Below are 16,686 nucleotides of genomic sequence, written 5' to 3'. Positions count from 1 at the left end.
TTCCTTATCGCGGTGGGGGCCGTGAGAATGGGATTATGATTATGAGTGATGCATTCCAGGGGTTTGACACTCGACTTAAGTCAATTGACCGCAAGCGCGCCCGTTTGGAGCGTGGCTATGTCAGCAAAGTCAGCAAAGACGGCCTTATCGTTTTCCGCCCCAAGCGGCGCAAAAGCGGTATTCCTGTACGTGGGATCATTTATCTTGTCGCTGGCTTCATCTTTTTCAAAGCGGTGGTTATCGCCCATCTCGGGCCGAACCTTTATGAAGAACGTCTTGTACAGCTCTCGCAAGGCAGCACCATTGAACAGGTTGGCGCGGTTGCCATGCAATCCGACCCCCTGAGCATGATCCTGGCGGGCAAGCTTCGCGCGGTTCTGCGCTAAGCAAGCATTGGCGTTTCGACATCAAAAAAGCCCTGCGCGGATTGCTCCGCAGCAGGGCTTTTGATGTTTTGGGCTTTCGCCGCGCTTAGACTTGGCGTGCAATCGCGTCGATATCGCCACGAGCCAGGCCGATATCGTCAAGTTCGCGGTCTGACAGTTGCGACAGCGCATTGCGCGTGGTGCGACGTTCGTTCCAGGCAGACACCGCGCCAAGGACGCGGGCGAAAAAGCCACCGAAGCCGGTGGAGGCATTGAGAGGACGGGTGCTGTCGATGACGGCCATGATTGTGTTCCTTGAATATGAGGTGCCAGAGCTTGTCTGTGTCTGAGAGGCAGGTAGTGAGAGAAAACTATTCCTGCAAGCCGGGTTTATTGCATAGTCCTTATGCGTTTTATGCATGGGTTCGCAGGCGATTTAAATTCATAATTATCAGATGTTTAATATGGTGCCGTCCCTGTGAGCTCCACGTGATGGCGGCGGATTTGCAACGCAGTGCCCTCAAAACGGGCAGTTTGGAAACTCGCATTCCGCTTGGCCTTTGTTCCCGTTTCGTGCTATTGCTTGAAAAACAGATGGGCAGGGCAGGAAAATGCGGGTTTTGGGAATTGATCCCGGGTTGCGAAACCTTGGCTGGGGCTTGATCGACGTGAATGGAAGCCGCCTTAGCCATGTGGCAAACGGAATCTGCCATTCCAGTGGCACCGATCTGGCGGCGCGATTGCTCTCGCTCTACGACCAACTCACCGATATCTTGAATCGTTATGCGCCCGAGGCGGCGGCGGTCGAACAGACCTTCGTCAACAAGGATGGCGCGGGCACTCTCAAGCTTGGGCAGGCGCGTGGTATCGCGCTTCTGGTGCCGGCGCAATTCGGCCTTGCCGTCGGGGAATATTCGCCGAACACGGTCAAGAAAACCGTTGTTGGCGTCGGCCATGCCGCCAAGGAACAGGTCGCCCATATGGTCAAGGTGCAATTGCCGGGGGTCGAATTGGCCGGGCCCGATGCGGCGGATGCTTTGGCGGTGGCGATCTGTCATGCCCATCACGCGCGCAGCACCTCCATGCTCGCCGATGCGGTGCAGAGGGCAAGCGCATGATTGGGCGGATCGCAGGGCGGATTGATTATCGCACAAGCGATTACGTTTTGATTGACGTGCGCGGGGTTGGATATCTGGTTTATTGCTCAGAGCGCACGCTTTCGTCGCTGCCGGGGGTGGGCGAGCATGTGGCGCTTTATACCGATCTTCTGGTGCGCGAGGATATCCTGCAACTGTTCGGGTTCACGACCCTTGTCGAAAAGGAATGGCACCGCCTGTTGATGAGTGTGCAGGGCGTCGGCGCCAAGGCCTCGCTCGCCATTCTGGGTGCACTTGGTCCCGATGGTGTCGGGCGCGCGATTGCGCTTGGCGACTGGAACTCGGTCACGGCGGCCAAGGGGATTGGCGCGAAAACCGGTCAACGGGTGGTCAACGAGCTGAAAGACAAGGCGCCCACGGTGATGGCAATGGGCGCGACCCCGGCGCCGGTACTGGATGACGCCGAGGACGCGGTGATCGAGCGCGCACCACGCGCCGCCGCCCCGGCACCTGCGGCCGCGCCCAATCGCGGCGCACAGGCCGAGGCACTCTCGGCGCTCACCAACCTTGGCTATAGCCCGGGCGAGGCGGCAAGTGCGGTGGCGCAAATGGCGGGCGAGGCCCCCGATGCGGCCACGCCAGACTTGATCCGGCTGTCGCTCAAGCTCTTGGCGCCAAAGGGGTAATCCATGTCACAGCCCGATCCGACAGTGCGGCCAGAGGAGCTTCCGGAAGATTTTGATCGCAGTTTGCGCCCGCAGGCCCTGTCGGAGTTCATCGGTCAGGCCGAGGCGCGCGCCAACCTGTCGGTGTTCATCCAATCGGCGCGCCAACGCGGCGAGGCGATGGATCACACGCTGTTTCATGGCCCCCCCGGCCTTGGCAAGACGACGCTGGCCCAGATCATGGCCAAAGAACTTGGCGTCGGGTTTCGCATGACCTCGGGGCCGGTGCTGGCCAAGGCCGGCGATCTGGCGGCGATCCTGACCAATCTTGAACGCAACGATGTGTTGTTCATCGACGAAATTCACCGGCTGAACCCGGCGGTGGAAGAGGTGCTTTACCCCGCGCTTGAGGATTTCGAGCTTGATCTTGTGATCGGGGCCGGGCCAGCCGCGCGCACGGTGCGGATTGAATTGCAGCCCTTCACGCTTGTCGGTGCAACCACGCGGCTTGGCCTTTTGACGACGCCGCTGCGCGATCGCTTTGGCATTCCGACGCGGCTTCAGTTTTACAAGATCGAAGAGCTGCACGAGATCGTGACGCGCAATGCGCGGCTGTTGAATGTGCCGACCGACAGCTCCGGCGCGATGGAGATTGCCCGGCGCTCGCGCGGCACGCCGCGGATCGCCGGGCGGCTGTTGCGCCGGGTGGTGGATTTCGCCGTGGTCGAGGGCAACGGCGTGATCTCCAAAGGGCTTGCCGATAGCTCGCTGACGCGGTTGGGGGTCGATCACCTTGGGCTCGATGGCGCCGACCGGCGCTATCTGCGCCTGATTGCCGAGGCCTATCAGGGCGGGCCGGTCGGGATCGAGACGCTCAGTGCCGCGCTGAGTGAATCGCGCGACGCCCTGGAAGAGGTGATTGAGCCGTTCCTGTTGCAGCAGGGCCTGATCCAGCGCACCCCGCGCGGGCGGATGCTGACGCAGGGCGGCTGGCATCATCTTGGCCTGCCCGCGCCCGGCGCCAGGGGGCAGTCGGATATGTTCGAGGACTAGGGCGGCGGGCGCATCGGCCCGTAGGGTGGGTGAAACCCACGCGCCTTGGTTGGGCGCAGGGGATGGCGCAGCCCGGCAGGCTTTGTTATCGGGGGGCGCAAAACCGAAAGGGTGATCCGATGAGCGAGCCGCTGACGCCGCAGGATGTCGAGGCGCTGTTCACGCGCAGTGACGAGAGTTTTCTGTTTGCCCGCTGGGGGCGGCCGATCGTGCCGATCGTTTTTGGCGTCGACGACAAGACCCTGAGCGTGGTCAAAGGCGCGATCGAGGCGGTGGTGACATTGGCCGATCACAAGATGGCCGAAACCGACCCCGAGCTTGGCGCCAACCTGATGCTGTTTTTCTTTCGCGACTGGCAGGAATTGCTTGAGGTGCCCGATCTTGACCGGCTGATCCCTGATCTGGCGCCGCTTGTGGCGCGTCTTGAGCGGGCGGATGCCAATCAGTACCGGATTTTCCGGTTTGACGCGGATGGTGCGATCAAGGCCAGTTTCGTGTTCCTGCGGATGGACGATCAGCTTGGCGCGGTGCCTGCCGAAACTCTGGCCCTGAGCCAAATCGTGCAGACCATCCTCTTGTGGTCGGACCGCGCGTTTCAGGACCGCTCGCCGCTGGCGGCGCTGCCCGATGGTGGGCAGGTGATTCTGCGCCCCGAAATCGCCGCGCTGATCCGGGCGGGATATGATCCGGTTTTGCCCGCCGCAAGCCAGGACCCAAGCCATGCCCTGCGCCTTCAGGCGCGCCTGTCGGTGATGTAAAACCGCCAGATTTCAAGGTGCTGCCCGTCCGGCGTGTGGGGTGCGTCGTTTTTCACCTGAAACGGTCCTTGACCCAAGCGGGTGGTCTGGCCTTATTGCCCCATTATCTGGGGGTTGTGTATTATGCTGAATACTATTGCTAGTGGTCTCTTGGCGGTTGCGGGTTTCTTTGGCACGGCGGCGGCGGGGCAAACCTGTGGCGGGGTCTATACTGTCAAGCCTGGCGATAGCCTGTCGTTGATTGCCGATAGCCAGTATAAGGATGCCAGGATGTGGACGGCGATCCATAACACCAATCTCGACAGGATCGGCGAACGTCCGGATTCGATTTATACCGGCATGACGCTGCGGCTGGCCTGTATCAACGGGCTGCCCCTCGGGTTAAGCGGTGGCACCGAAATGCCCCGTGTCCCCGCCCGCGCCGCCGCCCCGATTATTCAGGTGGCCGGCAGTGCCGCGACCCGTGGCAAGATCAACATGCTGACCGCCGGCGATTTTGCCCCCTTTACCGAGCCGACCCTGCCCAATGGCGGCCTGTTGAGCGATGTGGTCAATGCTGCCATGGCAAAGGCCGCGCCGGCGCAGGGCTATGCGATCCACTGGGTCGAAGATCGGGCCTCGCATCTTGATCCGCTGTTATCGAATGCGCTTCTGGATGTGGGTTTCCCTTGGTATCGGCCCGATTGCACGGCGCAGCCCGATGAATACCGCTGTGGGAACTTCCTGTTTTCCGACGCGATCTTTGAAACGTTGATCCTGTTGTTCACCGACAGGGCCCGCCCGCTGGCCTTTGACAGCGACGATGATCTGCTCGGCAAGCGGCTTTGCCGACCGGCGGGATCGTTCACCCATGACCTTGATCGCCCGGGACGGCGCTGGCTGGCCGATGCCAGGATCACACTGGAACAACCCCGCAGCGTCGCGCAGTGTTTCGACCTTTTGACCCAAGGCAAGGTGGATGCGGTTGCGATCAACGAATTCACCGGGCGCACCGCCCTGAAAGAGTTGAATCTCAAGGATCAGGTCGAGATCGTCCAGACCCGGCCACTGTCGATTCAGGGGCTTCATGTGGTGGTACATAAATCCCACCCGGAGGGCGGCGCGATCATTGCGCTTTTCAATCGTGGGCTGGCGGGGATCAAGTCGGATGGCACCTATCAACAGATTATGCACAACCACATGACCCGCATTTGGGCGGGGTTCTGATCCGATGGTGAGCGCATTCAAAGACGTCATCACGGCGGCGGTCCTGCTTGTGCTGCCGGGCATGGCTAACGCGTTTTGCGACGTGACCTATCGTACCCAGCCGGGCGATACCCTGGCGTCAATCGCCGCCGCGCATTACGACGATCAGGATCAATGGACCCTGATCTATTACGCCAATCAGGCCAACCTTTCGGATAATCAGCAAGCGGTCGGGCCGGGGACCGAACTCTATATTCCATGCCCGGCCAGCAATGCCGTAGCTGACGCGACGCCGTTGTTGCAATCCGGCGCGGAAATGACCCTGTTGACGAGGGGCAATAATCCGCCCTTCACCGATCAGAACTGGCCGGGCAACGGGCTTGTGACCGAGCTTTTGAACGCGGCGCTCGAACTTAGCCCGGCGCCGGTCCCCTACGAGGTGATCTGGGTCGATGACCGGACGCAGCACCTGTTTCCGCTGCTGGACGAACAGCGCTATGACATGGGCTTTCCCTGGGTGAAGCCCGATTGCGCGGCTGCGAAGGGCGGAAAGATCTGTCAGAATTTCCACTTTTCCGATCCGGTTCTTGACCTGCCGATCATGCTTTTCAAGCGGGCCGATAGCGCGCTGACGTACAAAAGCGATGCCGATATTGTCGGGCGTCACCTGTGTCGCCCTGCGAGTGCCATCTCCGATGACCTTGACCGGGCAGACCGGCGTTGGCTGAGCGAGGGCAAGGTCACGCTGATCCAGCCGCCAAGCCCCGAGGCCTGTTTCGAGGCGTTGATGGCGGGCGAGGTGGATGCGGTGACGGTGAATGTGTTTGAGGGCGCATCGAAGATCGTGGCGATGGGCCTTCGCGGTCGTGTCGTGCCGCTTGATCCGCCGCTCTCACGCGAGGCGCTTCATGTGGTGATCTCGAAAAAGCACTGGCGCGGAACAACCCATCTGTACCGGGTCAATGCCGGGTTGAAGGCACTGCGCGACAGCGGCCGCTACGCCGAGATCGTAGAGCGCCATCTTGGGATATTCTGGCAACAGTTACAGTAGCGGTGAGCGGTGGAATTGAGTATTTTTGGAATGGTGAAAGCTGTTCAGAGCCCGTCGAAAGCACAAAGTGCGTGAACGTCCATGCCCATGGTTTCAAGCCGGGCGCGCCCGCCAAGATCGGGCAGGTCGATGATGAAGGCACAGCTTAGGATTTCACCGCCCAATCGTTCGATCAGGCGAATACCCGCCGCTGCGGTGCCGCCGGTGGCCAGAAGGTCATCGACCACGAGGATTTTCTCGCCCGGCTGGATGGCGTCGTCGTGGATTTCAACCACCGCCTCGCCATATTCAAGCTGGTAGTCCTCTGAAATCACCGCTGCGGGCAGTTTTCCCTTTTTGCGGACCGGCACGAATCCCACCGACAGTTGATGGGCAATGGCGCCGCCAAGGATGAAGCCGCGCGCCTCAAGGCCAACAACCTTGTCGATGCGTTGCCCGGCGTAGGGGTGCAGCATCTGGTCGATGGCGATGCGAAAGCCGCGCGGATCGGCGAAAAGCGTGGTGACATCCCGGAACATGATGCCTTCATGCGGGAAATCCTTGATCGTGCGGATATAATCCTTGACGGTTTTGGTGGCAGGCATGCTCTGGCTCCGATTGTGATCCGGCGGCGGTTGTGACGCAAGGCGGGCGCAAGCGCAAGGGCTCAGAGCGCGCCACGATATTCAGCGATGGCCTGGGTAAGGGCGCTGACGGTCCAGAGTGTGAGGCCGAAGACAACGACGCAAAGCAGGAAATTGAGCGCGGATTGAAGCAGGCGGGCGAGGCGGCCCTCGGGATTGCCGAGAAACGGGATTTCGGGCCGCAGCAGGAAGCGCGAGGCGATATAGCCAAAGAGCAATGCCGAAAGTATCCAATAGGTGATGGCAAAGATGACTTCGTCATGGGACTTGGCGAGATAGCTGGCAAAGCCGACCACAAGCACCCAGCGGATGACCTGAAATATCTCGTCGGTGAGCGACTCGAACTTGCGGCCTATCTGATGGCGCCAAGCCTGATCGGTGAGTTTTTCGGTGATCCGTGTCATGTTTAATGTTGTGACGAACAAGGGCCTCTGCGTCCAGTGTTGCGCGGTTCGCGCGCGAAGAGTTTACCGGCCCCCGGTCAGGCAGAGCGGCGCAGGGTTGCCGTCACGAGGCCCATCCCGATCAGGGCCACGCCGCCCGAGCGCGTCAACCATGCAATCACCGCAGGCCGCTTGATCGTGGCGCGCAACCGATCCGCCAACATAGCATAGGCGAGCGCATTAATCGCCGCGAGCGCGACAAATGTGGCAATCAAGATCGCGAATTGCGGGCCAAGCGGGGCGCCGAGCGTTACGAACTGCGGCACGAAGGCAATGAAAAAACCGATGGATTTCGGGTTGAGGGCGGTAACGGCGGCGGCATGGGTGAGAACCTGACGCGGGCTGTTCTCGGCGGTGGCGGCGGCCTCTAACCCGGCGGAGCGCGGCGCGCGCAACAGTTTCACACCCATCCAGATCAGATAGGCGGCGCCGACCCATTTGAGCAGGGTAAATAACGTCGCCGAGGCCAGCACAAGCGCGCCAAGCCCCAAAAGCGAGGTGGTCATCGCGATCAGGTCGCCCAGGGCCACGCCGGTGGCCGAGGCAAGCGCGACCCGTCGGCCCTGGCTTAGCGCATAGCTGAGCACCAAAAGAACCGTCGGGCCGGGGATGAGCAAAAGCGCGGTCGAGGCGGCAACGAAGGTAAGCCAGAGATCAAGCGGCATATCGGTATCCTTTTACGTCAGAGAACGCGGCCCGCGACCGCATCAAGCCTGGCCACAAGCGCCGGATCGCGGGCCTCGGGGGCGGTCAGGATGGCAAATTCAAGCGCCCGATCGCAGCCATGCGGGCAGGGCGCGCGATCCGCCCCCAAAAGCGCGGGCAGGCGACGCACCATGTCGCGGCCCTTGTCGGCGTTGCCCATCAGCGTGGCGATGATGGCGGTCACATCGACCTCGCCGTGATCGGGGTGCCAGCTATCGTAATCGGTGATCATTGCGACGGAGGCATAGCAAAGCTCGGCCTCTCGGGCGAGCTTGGCCTCGGGCATATTGGTCATGCCGATCACATCACAGCCCCAGACCTCGCGGTACATTTTCGATTCCGCCAGCGTGGAAAACTGCGGGCCCTCCATGGCGAGATAGGTGCCGCCCCTGTGCACGGTGATACCGGACGCGCGCGCCGCCGCGTCGCAGGCCTCGCCAAGGCGCGGGCAGGTCGGATGCGCCACGCTGACATGTGCCACGCATCCGGCGCCAAAGAAGGATTTCTCGCGCGCGAAGGTGCGGTCGATGAACTGATCAACGATGACGAAATCACCCGGCGCCATGTTGTCGCGAAACGAGCCACAGGCCGAAACGCTGATCACGTCGGTGACGCCAAGACGTTTGAGCGCGTCGATATTGGCGCGGTAGGGCACTGTGGTGGGCGAATGCACATGACCGCGCCCGTGACGCGGCAAAAACGCCATTTTGACGCCATCCAGCGTGCCGGTCAGGATCTGATCCGAAGGCGCGCCCCAAGGGGTTTCAACCGCTTGCCAGACGGCATCCGCCAGCCCGTCGATCTCATAGAGGCCAGAGCCGCCGATTACGCCGATCATCGTCTCAGTCATGTAAAATCCCTGCCAAATCTGCTGTTTCACAAAGTGTTACGCCGGTTTTCGGGAAAAGAAAATGCCTGCACCCGGTTGAGATGCAGGCAAAAGGCGCGCCGCCCTCATCCCCGAAGGCGGGCGCGCCGGGCCGGGCCGGGTCAGCCCAGCTTTTCGACAACCTCGTCCGTGGTCCAGAGCGCATTGGCCATGTAGCGAAAGTTGGTAAGCGCGGCGAGATATCCGTCGCCCTCGGGCAGCATCGCGGCGGCGGTGCCGTCAGAGACCACAGCCACCTCGAACCCCTGTTCGAGCAACTCGCGCATATGGCTTTCGGTGCAGAGGTTGGCCGACATGCCCGCAAGGATCACCTGATCAATACCGCGCTTGCGCAGTTGCAGGACCATGTCATTGGTCTCGGGGCCATAAACCTTGTGCGGCGAACAGATGATGGTTTTACCGTCATGAATATAGTCTTTGTATTCAGGCATATAATCGGCGCCGGACCCCTCGAACCCGTCGAGGGTAAGTGGGCCTTTGCGATCAAACATGCCGATCTTGTGCATCAGTTTTTCAAGCGCGCCCTCAAATTTCCAGCCGTGATCGGTGGGATAGTAATAATGCGGCGAGATCGCCACGGTGAGCCCCTTGGCCTTGGCCGCGCGAAACAGGCGGCCGATGTTCTCGACCGTGTTATTGCGCGTCACACTTTCGCCGACCACGCCCCAGGTTACCCCGTCGGGCGACAGAAAGTCGATTTGCGGATCGGTGACCACAAGCGCGGTGCGCGCCAGATCAAGCACCATGTCGCTTGGCGGCAGGGCCGGTTCTGCGGGGGGCGCATAGGGGTCGGTGGTCTGCGCCTCGGCGGCGCCTGCGGCAAAGGTGGCTGCGGTGGCCGCGCCCAAGGCGGCGGTGCCGGTCAGGGCCTGGCGGCGGGTGAATTTGGGGTCATTGTCATGATCGTGATCGTGGCAATTGCACATCGTTCCATCCTTTTGAACTGTGGTTTCACAAGCCTGAAGATGGCAGGTTCGATGTGCCTTTGCGTCCCGAAAGCGTGGCTTCACGATTAGTTTTGGTGCCAGTTTCGCCAAGCCATGGCAAGATACCCCCATGTATATGACCAATCCAAACCCGACCCCTGACCCGCATGACCTTATCCTGAGCGAGCTTGACATAGAGGCCGATCCCTTTGCCATTTGCGCGCTTGAAGGGGCCTGCACGCTTGGGCTTGGGCGCGTGCCCGGTGCGACGCTGCACTATGTGCTCGGCGGTCAGGGGCAGCTTCGCTTTCAGTCCTTGCCGCCGATTGATCTGGTGCCGGGGCGGCTGGTGCTTGTGCCCTCAAGCCTGCATCATTCGTTGTGCAATCATGGCGGCGGCCAGGTGGGGTTGCCGGTCTGCCAGCCTGCGGGGCTTGATCTTGACCAGCATGTCGCGCGCGGCGAAGGCAGCGGAAATATGGTGGTGCTCTGTTCGACGGTTCGCCTTGGCTTGCGTGACACCCATGGGCTTGTCGATCTGATGCGCGTGCCGCTGCTGCTTGATCTGGCGGATGCGCCTGGCGCGGCGCAGGCGATCAACGCCCTGGTCGGCGAGGTGACGCAACCGCGCACCGGGCGACGGGCGATGATCCGGGCGCTGTTGTTGCAATGCGTGATCGAGATGCTGCGCCAGCGGCTGGATGCGGGCGACCCTGCGGTTCTCTGGGTCGGTGCTCTGGCCGATCCGGGGCTATGGCGCAGCCTGCGCACGATGCTGGATGATCCGGGCGCGGCCCATTCTCTGGAAGGGCTTGCCGAGGTCGCAGGCATGAGCCGATCCCGCTTTGCCGCGCGGTTTCAGATGTCGTATGGCCGCGCGCCGATGGGGTTTTTGCGCGCGCTGCGCCTGGCGCGGGCTGCACAGCTCTTGAGTGAGCGGCGCGACCCTGTGAAACGCATCGCCCAGATGGTGGGATTTACCAGCCGAAGCGCCTTTACCCGCGCCTTTATCGAGGCCTGGGGGCAGTCGCCGCGTGCCTTTCGTCAGGATAAGGCCGGTTAGCCACCCGCCTCAGGCCGCCGAGCGGGCGCAAAAGGTCACCTTGTTGCGCCCCTGCGCCTTGGCCAGGTAAAGTGCGCGATCTGCCTGATCAAGCAACAGGTCAACGGTATGAGCCTCACAGCCGGAATTGTGCCGGGCCATGGTCACGCCAATGCTGATGGTGACATGAAGCGGCGCGCTTGTTCCCGGCACGGCGATCGGCGTCTGGTGGATCATCTGACAGAGCCGGTCTGCGGTCTGCTGGGCGCGAAACCGGTTGGTGCCGGGGGTGATAATAAGAAACTCTTCACCGCCAATCCGCGCCAGCATGTCACCCTCGCGCAGATGCGCGCGAAGTTGAGTGGTAACGGCGCAAAGAACCCTGTCCCCTGCGGCATGTCCAAAGCGGTCGTTCACCTGTTTGAAAAAATCCAGATCGGCCACCATCACGGCAAAGCTTTCCTCGCTTTGGTGCGTATCCTCAATAAGTTGCTTCAGGAATGGCAGCGCATAGCGGCGATTATAGGCGCCGGTCAGCGGATCGACCACAGCTGCCTGAAGGCCCGACAAAAGCTGCGCGCGCATCTGCTCGCTGTTGCGTTTGTGGCGCAACTGGTTGGCCATCCGAAGCGCAAGCTCTTCGCGATCCGCCAAGCCGATAATCACATCATTTGCGCCCATGTCCAACAGGGTTACGGCAAGCGAGCTGGTGTTCTTGTCCAGAAGTGCGATCACCGGGCAGCTATGGGTGAGCTGCGCCGCCTTGAGTTCGGCCAGAAGGCGCAAGCCCTCTTCTGCATCGGCCTGGCCAAAGCGCAACAGATAGACATCCGGGATTTGTTGGGTCGAGACGATAGGCATGGCCTGATCGGTGCCATAGGCGCTGAATTGATGTTGCGAAGAGTGCGACATCATCCCCTGTAGCGCCAGCGCCTCCGGCTTGGAGCGCGCGACGATGGCGATGCGACCGGGGATTTGAAATTCGCGCTGAGCTTCGGCAAACCCAAAGAAATGGCCGCCCCCCGGTTGCCGTGTCAGATCGTAACTGTTGTGGTGCTGGCGCAAAAGGTTGCGCAGCCGCGCAAGCAAGACCGCCTCCTGCACGGGTTTGGTCAGGATATCATCCGCCCCTGCGCGCAGGGCCGCGTGCCGGTCGTGGGCACAGGAATGGGTTTGAAGCAGGATGATCGGGGTGGTGCTCAATGGCTTGATCTTGCGCAACCCGGCCACAAAATCGGCGGCGGCCATGCCCGACAGATGGGCACTGGCCAGTATCAGGTCAGGCCGGGTGCTGGCGGCTATCGCCAATGCCTCGGAGGCCGAAGTGGCCTGAACCACCTCGTAATGGGCCGCCGACAGTTTGACCTTTAGGACGATCCTGTTGGTGGCCAGATCATCGACAATCAGAACTTTATCTGACATGGCACAGCGCCTTTCTGACTTGCCCTTTTTACATGCTCGACTATCCATGTCAGAAGTTAAGAAAACCTTTCAAAAAATTAACCGAGATGAACATGCAGCAAGAATCCGCCGAGACGATCGCATTGCAGGCTTTGGCCTGGCTGGCCGGGCATGACGAGCTTTTGCCGGTGTTTTTGGGGGCAAGTGGCGCGTCCGAGGCCGACCTGCGCGCGCGCGCCACCGAGCCGGAGTTTCTCGGCGCGGTTTTAGACTTCTTAATGATGGACGACGCCTGGGTGGTTGAGTTCTGCGATACTCAGGGCCTGAGCTATGAAAGCCCGATGATGGCGCGCGTGGTTTTGCCCGGCGCCGAACAGATCAACTGGACATGAACGCCGCCGCGCCAAGCCGCCGGGTCGATGGCATCCTGTTTGACAAGGACGGCACGCTTTTCGATTTTCACGCCACCTGGAGCGTCTGGGCCTATGGGGTGATCCGTGATCTGGCCGCGGGCGACACGGCCCTGATGGACCGGCTTGCGGCGGCGGCCGATTACGATCTTGCGCGGCGCCGGTTTCGCCCCGGCAGCCCGATCATTGCGGGCACCAATCGCGAGGCGGCCGAATGTCTGGCGCGCGCCCTGCCACGGCGCGCGGTGGAGGAGATCGAAGTCTATTTGATGCACTCTGCGGCCCGCGCGCCGCTTGCCCCCGCCGTGCCGCTGGCCCCCTTTCTTGACGGGCTGGCCCTGACCGGGCTGCGGCTTGGGGTGATGACCAATGACACAGAACACGGTGCGCGCGCGCATCTTGGGGCCGCTGGTGTGATCGAGCATTTCCATTTCATCGCCGGGTTTGATTCCGGCCATGGGCAAAAACCCTCGCCTGCACCGCTTCTGGCCTTTGCCACCGCCATGGCGCTTGATCCGGCCCGGATCGCGATGGTTGGCGACAGCACGCATGATCTCATGGCCGGGCGCGCGGCGGGGATGCAGACCATCGGTGTGCTGACCGGCCCCGCGCAAGAGGCCGAGCTTGCGCCGCTGGCGGATGCGGTTCTGCCCGATATCGGACATATCCCCGGCTGGCTTGCGGGATGACGCGCCACCCTCTGTTTGGTCTGCTCCTGGCCATGTTCGGCGCGCTGACCCTGACGCCGGATGCCCTGTTCATGCGGCTCTCGGGCATGGGCGGCTATCAAATGGTCGGCTGGCGCGGGCTCTTGATGGGTGTGGTGATGCTGGCGCTCTGGGTGCTGACAAGCAGGACGAAGCGGTGCGATCTTGCGGTGCTGGCCAGCGGCTACGGCATCGTGATCCTTGCCTGCCAATATTTCAATGCCACGCTGTTCAGCCTTGGTATCGCCCATGCGCCGGTCTCGGTCGTTCTGTTTTCGGTGGCGACGGTGCCGGTCTTTGCCGCACTTTTCGCCCGTCTGATCCTCAAGGAACCGACGCGCCCGGCCACATGGGTCACGATCATAGCGGTGATGGTGGGCATCGCCCTGGCGGTCTTTGGCGGCGAGCGCGCGCAGGCAGGGTTTGATCGCAACGCGTTTCTGGGGGCTTTGGCGGGACTTGGCGTGGCATTGGTTCTAGCGATGAACTTTGTCATCCTGCGCGCCCAGCCCCAAATCCCGATCCTTTTGGTGATCGGCCTTGGCGCGCTGATCGCCGGGGCCACGGGCGCGATGATCACCGGAAGCACCGCCATGATGCAGGGCCAGATCTGGGCAATTGCGATCTGCGGTCTGGTGATCCTGCCGGTGTCCTTCTTCTCGCTGTCGCTGGCCTCGCGCTATACCCATGCCTCGAATGTCAGCCTTTTGTTGCTGCTTGAAACCGTTCTGGGGCCGATCTGGGTCTGGCTTGGGGTCGGCGAGGCGCCGACGCCGCTCATGCTTATGGGGGGCGCTATGGTGGTGGTGAGCCTCGCGATTTACCTCTGGTTCACCGGGCGACGCGTGACAAAGCGGGCAGGGCGCGGGCAAACGTGATTTCATAAAAAGCAAAAACGACAAGATGAGTCGCAAAGCGGCATGTAACGCGTCAAAGAGCGGTGTTTCGTCAAATCAGGCGAGCATCGGGAGAGCGGATATGGCCGAAGACCTCAAACGCAGAACACGCAGCGGCGGGCGCGCGGGCAGTGTGGCGCGGCGCGGCAGCGCGGTCATCGAACAGATGCCCTGGAACCCGCCGATCAATACCGACCGCCCGACCGAACCGCTGGACGCAACCGGGGTCGAGGCCATCCACGACGGGGCGATGCGCATTCTCGAAGAGATCGGCATCACCTTTCTGAACCCCGAAGCGGTCGAGATCCTGCGCGCCTCGGGCGGCTGTACCATTGAGGGTGAAAACGTCCGCATGGGCCGTGACTTCGTGATGGAGATGATCGCCAAAGCCCCCGAGCAATGGACGATCACGCCACGCAACCCAGATCACAAGCTGACGATTGGCGGGCGGCACCTCAATTTTGGCAATGTGTCTTCGCCGCCCAGTTATTGGGATATGAAGATCGGCCGCAAGGTGACCGGCACCCGCGAGATGTGTCAGCATCTTCTTATGCTGAGCCAGTATTTCAACTGTGTGCATTTCGTCGGCGGCTATCCGGTCGAGCCGCAGGACATCCACGCCAGCATCCGCCATCTCGACGTGCTTTATGACAAGCTGACGCTGACCGACAAGGTGGCGCATGCCTATTGTCTTGGCAAGGAACGCGTCGAGGACGTGATGGAAATGGTGCGCATCGCGGGCGGGCTGAGCCATGAGGAATTCGAGGAAACGCCCCGGATGTACACCAACATCAACTCGACCTCGCCGCTCAAGCATGACTTTCCGATGCTGGATGGCTGGATGCGGCTGGCACGGCGCAATCAGGGGCTTGTGGTAACGCCCTTTACCCTTGCCGGCGCGATGGCCCCGGTGACCATGGCGGGCGCGGTGGCGCAATCGCTGGCCGAGGCGCTCTGCGCGGTGGTTCTGGCCCAGCTTGTCCGCCCCGGCGCGTGCTGTGCGATCGGCACCTTCACCAGCAATGTCGACATGAAATCAGGCTCGCCCGCCTTTGGTACGCCCGAATATATGCGCGCCACGCAGATGACCGGGCAAATGGCGCGGTTCTACAAGCTGCCGATGCGCGCAAGCGGTGTTTGCGCCGCCAATGTGCCCGATGGTCAGGCAATTTGGGAAACCTCGAACAGCCTGTGGTCGGCGGTGCAATCGGGCGCGCACATGGTCTATCACGCGGCTGGTTGGCTTGAGGGCGGCCTGATCGCCAGCCCTGAGAAATTCGTGATGGATTGCGAAATTCTTCAACATATCGAGCGCTATATGGACCCGATGCTCACCGCTACAGGTGTTGACGACATTGCCATTGAGGCCATTCGCGAAGTGGGCGATCAGGGGCATTTCTTTGGCATTCAGCACACTCAGGATCGCTATACCACCGCGTTTTATCAGCCCTTCCTGAGCGATTGGCGCAACTTCGAGGCATGGGAGGCCGCAGGCGCCGTCTGGACCCCGGCGCGCGCGCATCAGGTCTATCAGGACATCATCGCCAGTTTTGAAGCTCCGCCAATGGAGGACAGCATCCGCGAGGAGCTTGCGGCCTTTGTCGAGCGCCGCAAGGCCGAGGGAGGCGCGCCGACGGATTTCTGAGGCTGTTGGCCGCCCCTTTTGCGGGCGCTCCCACCCGCCCACCCCGCGCCCGCAAAAGGGGCGGAAATGGAAGGGGGCGCGGGGGCGCCTCCGGCGAGAGTATTTAGGGAACGGTGAAAGCCGGGTCCAGTCGATGCGCGGGCCGGTCTTGCCCAACGCGTCGTATAACGGCACCAGACCGGTGTCGCCACGCGCAGGAAATGATGCAGAACACCTTTTGCCAGGTGATAAGGGCGCTGAAGCTTTTTTGGACTTTACTGCCGATGGCCAGGACTATCCTCTCGTTCAGGTACAGCGCACGCCGGGTTCGACCAGTTCGAAGGCGGCGATTTCAAATTCGTACAGCTCGGAATTGTCGGGCCGCATCGCGCGCGCGATCAGGCGGCCATCGTCGCTGTGATAGACCGCATGGGCCGTATGCAGGGCGCGATAGCAGGTATCGCCATTGGGATAGTAGTATTTGATCATGTCTTTGCTCTTTTCTGTCAGTTGGCGGGCAGGCCGCGGCCATTGTTATACCAGCGGTTCGGGTTGGTCCCGTTGCGATCATAGACGGTACGGCTGGCCCAGTCTTGTCGCACAAAAATCACGGGTTCTTCGTCGTGATGGGCATCAATCAGGGCATTCATGACCTTTTCCAGCGCTCTGCGATCGGGTTTGATCGAGGCTTTCACCGCGACCACCGGGCAGGTTTCCGTGGTGTCGGTTTGCCCCCCTTAAGCGCGGACCTGCATGACCGCATCCGCCAGCCGGTCAGGCTCTTCGGGAAGGGACTGGATTTCGCCGGACCGGGCCGGGCGGTGTGGTTTTCAAGCATCCGGGACT

General features: G+C 61.6%; 21 protein-coding genes. 12 read left to right on the top strand and 9 right to left on the bottom strand.

What is annotated here, in order from left to right; all coding sequences use genetic code 11:
• Window positions 1–41: 41 nt before the first annotated feature.
• A complete protein-coding gene (locus BMZ91_RS09240) occupies window positions 42–386 on the top strand; it encodes a hypothetical protein (protein ID WP_092837834.1) in 345 nt (114 codons plus the stop codon).
• A gap of 85 nt (window positions 387–471) precedes the next feature.
• Here the strand turns inward: BMZ91_RS09240 and BMZ91_RS09235 are convergent, their stop codons facing one another.
• Window positions 472–669 (bottom strand): DUF1127 domain-containing protein, encoded by a 198-nt coding sequence (locus BMZ91_RS09235; protein ID WP_092837497.1) that lies wholly within the window; start codon window positions 667–669, stop codon window positions 472–474.
• A 307-nt stretch (window positions 670–976) separates the two neighbouring features.
• Here BMZ91_RS09235 and ruvC point away from each other — a divergent pair, with 307 nt between their 5' ends.
• From ruvC to BMZ91_RS09205, 6 genes are all read left to right on the top strand, one after another.
• A complete protein-coding gene (gene ruvC / locus BMZ91_RS09230; RefSeq protein ID WP_092837494.1) occupies window positions 977–1,483 on the top strand; it encodes a crossover junction endodeoxyribonuclease RuvC in 507 nt (168 codons plus the stop codon).
• Window positions 1,480–2,148 (top strand): Holliday junction branch migration protein RuvA, encoded by a 669-nt coding sequence (ruvA, locus tag BMZ91_RS09225; RefSeq protein WP_092837491.1) that lies wholly within the window; start codon window positions 1,480–1,482, stop codon window positions 2,146–2,148. Before ruvC ends, ruvA begins: the two co-directional genes overlap by 4 nt.
• A gap of 3 nt (window positions 2,149–2,151) precedes the next feature.
• Window positions 2,152–3,180, top strand: coding sequence for a Holliday junction branch migration DNA helicase RuvB (gene ruvB, locus BMZ91_RS09220; RefSeq protein ID WP_092837488.1), 1,029 nt, complete (start codon window positions 2,152–2,154; stop codon window positions 3,178–3,180).
• 119 nt (window positions 3,181–3,299) lie between these two features.
• Window positions 3,300–3,938 carry a hypothetical protein gene (locus BMZ91_RS09215; RefSeq protein ID WP_092837484.1) on the top strand — a complete coding sequence of 213 codons (639 nt, stop codon included), beginning with the start codon at window positions 3,300–3,302 and terminating at the stop codon, window positions 3,936–3,938.
• Window positions 3,939–4,061: 123 nt separating this feature from the next.
• A complete protein-coding gene (locus tag BMZ91_RS09210; RefSeq protein ID WP_092837482.1) occupies window positions 4,062–5,144 on the top strand; it encodes a transporter substrate-binding domain-containing protein in 1,083 nt (360 codons plus the stop codon).
• Window positions 5,145–5,148: 4 nt separating this feature from the next.
• A complete protein-coding gene (locus BMZ91_RS09205) occupies window positions 5,149–6,174 on the top strand; it encodes a transporter substrate-binding domain-containing protein (RefSeq protein ID WP_092837479.1) in 1,026 nt (341 codons plus the stop codon).
• Window positions 6,175–6,218: 44 nt separating this feature from the next.
• On the opposite strand, the gene BMZ91_RS09200 is transcribed toward BMZ91_RS09205, so the two are convergent.
• From BMZ91_RS09200 to BMZ91_RS09180, 5 genes are all read right to left on the bottom strand, one after another.
• Window positions 6,219–6,758 carry an adenine phosphoribosyltransferase gene (locus tag BMZ91_RS09200; RefSeq protein WP_092837476.1) on the bottom strand — a complete coding sequence of 180 codons (540 nt, stop codon included), beginning with the start codon at window positions 6,756–6,758 and terminating at the stop codon, window positions 6,219–6,221.
• Between the two features lie 62 nt (window positions 6,759–6,820).
• Window positions 6,821–7,201 (bottom strand): hypothetical protein, encoded by a 381-nt coding sequence (locus tag BMZ91_RS09195; RefSeq protein ID WP_092837473.1) that lies wholly within the window; start codon window positions 7,199–7,201, stop codon window positions 6,821–6,823.
• Between the two features lie 77 nt (window positions 7,202–7,278).
• Window positions 7,279–7,905: a LysE family translocator gene (locus tag BMZ91_RS09190; RefSeq protein ID WP_092837470.1), complete on the bottom strand. Its 627-nt coding sequence runs from the start codon at window positions 7,903–7,905 to the stop codon at window positions 7,279–7,281.
• A 17-nt stretch (window positions 7,906–7,922) separates the two neighbouring features.
• Complete coding sequence (locus BMZ91_RS09185; protein WP_092837830.1) at window positions 7,923–8,795, bottom strand: S-methyl-5'-thioadenosine phosphorylase; 873 nt, start codon at window positions 8,793–8,795, stop codon at window positions 7,923–7,925.
• Window positions 8,796–8,935: 140 nt separating this feature from the next.
• A complete protein-coding gene (locus BMZ91_RS09180) occupies window positions 8,936–9,760 on the bottom strand; it encodes a cysteine hydrolase family protein (RefSeq protein ID WP_092837467.1) in 825 nt (274 codons plus the stop codon).
• 130 nt (window positions 9,761–9,890) lie between these two features.
• Here BMZ91_RS09180 and BMZ91_RS09175 point away from each other — a divergent pair, with 130 nt between their 5' ends.
• The gene (locus BMZ91_RS09175) at window positions 9,891–10,823 is read left to right on the top strand and encodes a helix-turn-helix transcriptional regulator (RefSeq protein ID WP_245736286.1); all 933 of its coding nucleotides are present in this window, start codon (window positions 9,891–9,893) and stop codon (window positions 10,821–10,823) included.
• A 9-nt stretch (window positions 10,824–10,832) separates the two neighbouring features.
• Here BMZ91_RS09175 and BMZ91_RS09170 read toward each other — a convergent pair whose 3' ends face one another.
• Window positions 10,833–12,224: a diguanylate cyclase gene (locus BMZ91_RS09170; protein WP_245736284.1), complete on the bottom strand. Its 1,392-nt coding sequence runs from the start codon at window positions 12,222–12,224 to the stop codon at window positions 10,833–10,835.
• A gap of 92 nt (window positions 12,225–12,316) precedes the next feature.
• Here BMZ91_RS09170 and BMZ91_RS09165 point away from each other — a divergent pair, with 92 nt between their 5' ends.
• From BMZ91_RS09165 to BMZ91_RS09150, 4 genes are all read left to right on the top strand, one after another.
• A complete protein-coding gene (locus BMZ91_RS09165; protein ID WP_425441560.1) occupies window positions 12,317–12,595 on the top strand; it encodes a DUF3572 domain-containing protein in 279 nt (92 codons plus the stop codon).
• Window positions 12,592–13,302 (top strand): HAD family hydrolase, encoded by a 711-nt coding sequence (locus BMZ91_RS09160; protein ID WP_092837458.1) that lies wholly within the window; start codon window positions 12,592–12,594, stop codon window positions 13,300–13,302. Before BMZ91_RS09165 ends, BMZ91_RS09160 begins: the two co-directional genes overlap by 4 nt.
• A complete protein-coding gene (locus tag BMZ91_RS09155) occupies window positions 13,299–14,198 on the top strand; it encodes a DMT family transporter (protein WP_092837455.1) in 900 nt (299 codons plus the stop codon). Before BMZ91_RS09160 ends, BMZ91_RS09155 begins: the two co-directional genes overlap by 4 nt.
• 100 nt (window positions 14,199–14,298) lie before the next feature.
• Window positions 14,299–15,861, top strand: coding sequence for a trimethylamine methyltransferase family protein (locus BMZ91_RS09150; RefSeq protein WP_092837451.1), 1,563 nt, complete (start codon window positions 14,299–14,301; stop codon window positions 15,859–15,861).
• 285 nt (window positions 15,862–16,146) lie between these two features.
• On the opposite strand, the gene BMZ91_RS09145 is transcribed toward BMZ91_RS09150, so the two are convergent.
• On the bottom strand, window positions 16,147–16,329 hold the full coding sequence (locus BMZ91_RS09145) for a hypothetical protein (protein ID WP_092837448.1): 183 nt from the start codon (window positions 16,327–16,329) through the stop codon (window positions 16,147–16,149).
• Window positions 16,330–16,346: 17 nt separating this feature from the next.
• Window positions 16,347–16,490, bottom strand: a complete 144-nt coding sequence (locus BMZ91_RS21425) for a hypothetical protein (RefSeq protein ID WP_177193829.1) — start codon at window positions 16,488–16,490, stop codon at window positions 16,347–16,349.
• Between the last annotated feature and the right edge of the window lie 196 nt (window positions 16,491–16,686).

It is taken from the genome of Roseovarius lutimaris, from assembly GCF_900115165.1.
In the GTDB taxonomy this organism is placed as follows: domain Bacteria; phylum Pseudomonadota; class Alphaproteobacteria; order Rhodobacterales; family Rhodobacteraceae; genus Roseovarius; species Roseovarius lutimaris.
The sequence above is the reverse complement of the archived record's forward strand: the minus strand, read 5'-3'. Positions and strand labels throughout refer to the sequence as shown.

Coding starts and splice junctions, on each gene's coding strand:
- BMZ91_RS09240 (WP_092837834.1), top strand. CDS start 42: ATGAGTGATGCATTCCAGGGGTTTGACACTCGACTTAAGTCAATTGAC.
- BMZ91_RS09235 (WP_092837497.1), bottom strand. CDS start 669: ATGGCCGTCATCGACAGCACCCGTCCTCTCAATGCCTCCACCGGCTTC.
- ruvC (WP_092837494.1), top strand. CDS start 977: ATGCGGGTTTTGGGAATTGATCCCGGGTTGCGAAACCTTGGCTGGGGC.
- ruvA (WP_092837491.1), top strand. CDS start 1,480: ATGATTGGGCGGATCGCAGGGCGGATTGATTATCGCACAAGCGATTAC.
- ruvB (WP_092837488.1), top strand. CDS start 2,152: ATGTCACAGCCCGATCCGACAGTGCGGCCAGAGGAGCTTCCGGAAGAT.
- BMZ91_RS09215 (WP_092837484.1), top strand. CDS start 3,300: ATGAGCGAGCCGCTGACGCCGCAGGATGTCGAGGCGCTGTTCACGCGC.
- BMZ91_RS09210 (WP_092837482.1), top strand. CDS start 4,062: ATGCTGAATACTATTGCTAGTGGTCTCTTGGCGGTTGCGGGTTTCTTT.
- BMZ91_RS09205 (WP_092837479.1), top strand. CDS start 5,149: ATGGTGAGCGCATTCAAAGACGTCATCACGGCGGCGGTCCTGCTTGTG.
- BMZ91_RS09200 (WP_092837476.1), bottom strand. CDS start 6,758: ATGCCTGCCACCAAAACCGTCAAGGATTATATCCGCACGATCAAGGAT.
- BMZ91_RS09195 (WP_092837473.1), bottom strand. CDS start 7,201: ATGACACGGATCACCGAAAAACTCACCGATCAGGCTTGGCGCCATCAG.
- BMZ91_RS09190 (WP_092837470.1), bottom strand. CDS start 7,905: ATGCCGCTTGATCTCTGGCTTACCTTCGTTGCCGCCTCGACCGCGCTT.
- BMZ91_RS09185 (WP_092837830.1), bottom strand. CDS start 8,795: ATGACTGAGACGATGATCGGCGTAATCGGCGGCTCTGGCCTCTATGAG.
- BMZ91_RS09180 (WP_092837467.1), bottom strand. CDS start 9,760: ATGTGCAATTGCCACGATCACGATCATGACAATGACCCCAAATTCACC.
- BMZ91_RS09175 (WP_245736286.1), top strand. CDS start 9,891: ATGTATATGACCAATCCAAACCCGACCCCTGACCCGCATGACCTTATC.
- BMZ91_RS09170 (WP_245736284.1), bottom strand. CDS start 12,224: ATGTCAGATAAAGTTCTGATTGTCGATGATCTGGCCACCAACAGGATC.
- BMZ91_RS09165 (WP_425441560.1), top strand. CDS start 12,317: ATGCAGCAAGAATCCGCCGAGACGATCGCATTGCAGGCTTTGGCCTGG.
- BMZ91_RS09160 (WP_092837458.1), top strand. CDS start 12,592: ATGAACGCCGCCGCGCCAAGCCGCCGGGTCGATGGCATCCTGTTTGAC.
- BMZ91_RS09155 (WP_092837455.1), top strand. CDS start 13,299: ATGACGCGCCACCCTCTGTTTGGTCTGCTCCTGGCCATGTTCGGCGCG.
- BMZ91_RS09150 (WP_092837451.1), top strand. CDS start 14,299: ATGGCCGAAGACCTCAAACGCAGAACACGCAGCGGCGGGCGCGCGGGC.
- BMZ91_RS09145 (WP_092837448.1), bottom strand. CDS start 16,329: ATGATCAAATACTACTATCCCAATGGCGATACCTGCTATCGCGCCCTG.
- BMZ91_RS21425 (WP_177193829.1), bottom strand. CDS start 16,490: ATGAATGCCCTGATTGATGCCCATCACGACGAAGAACCCGTGATTTTT.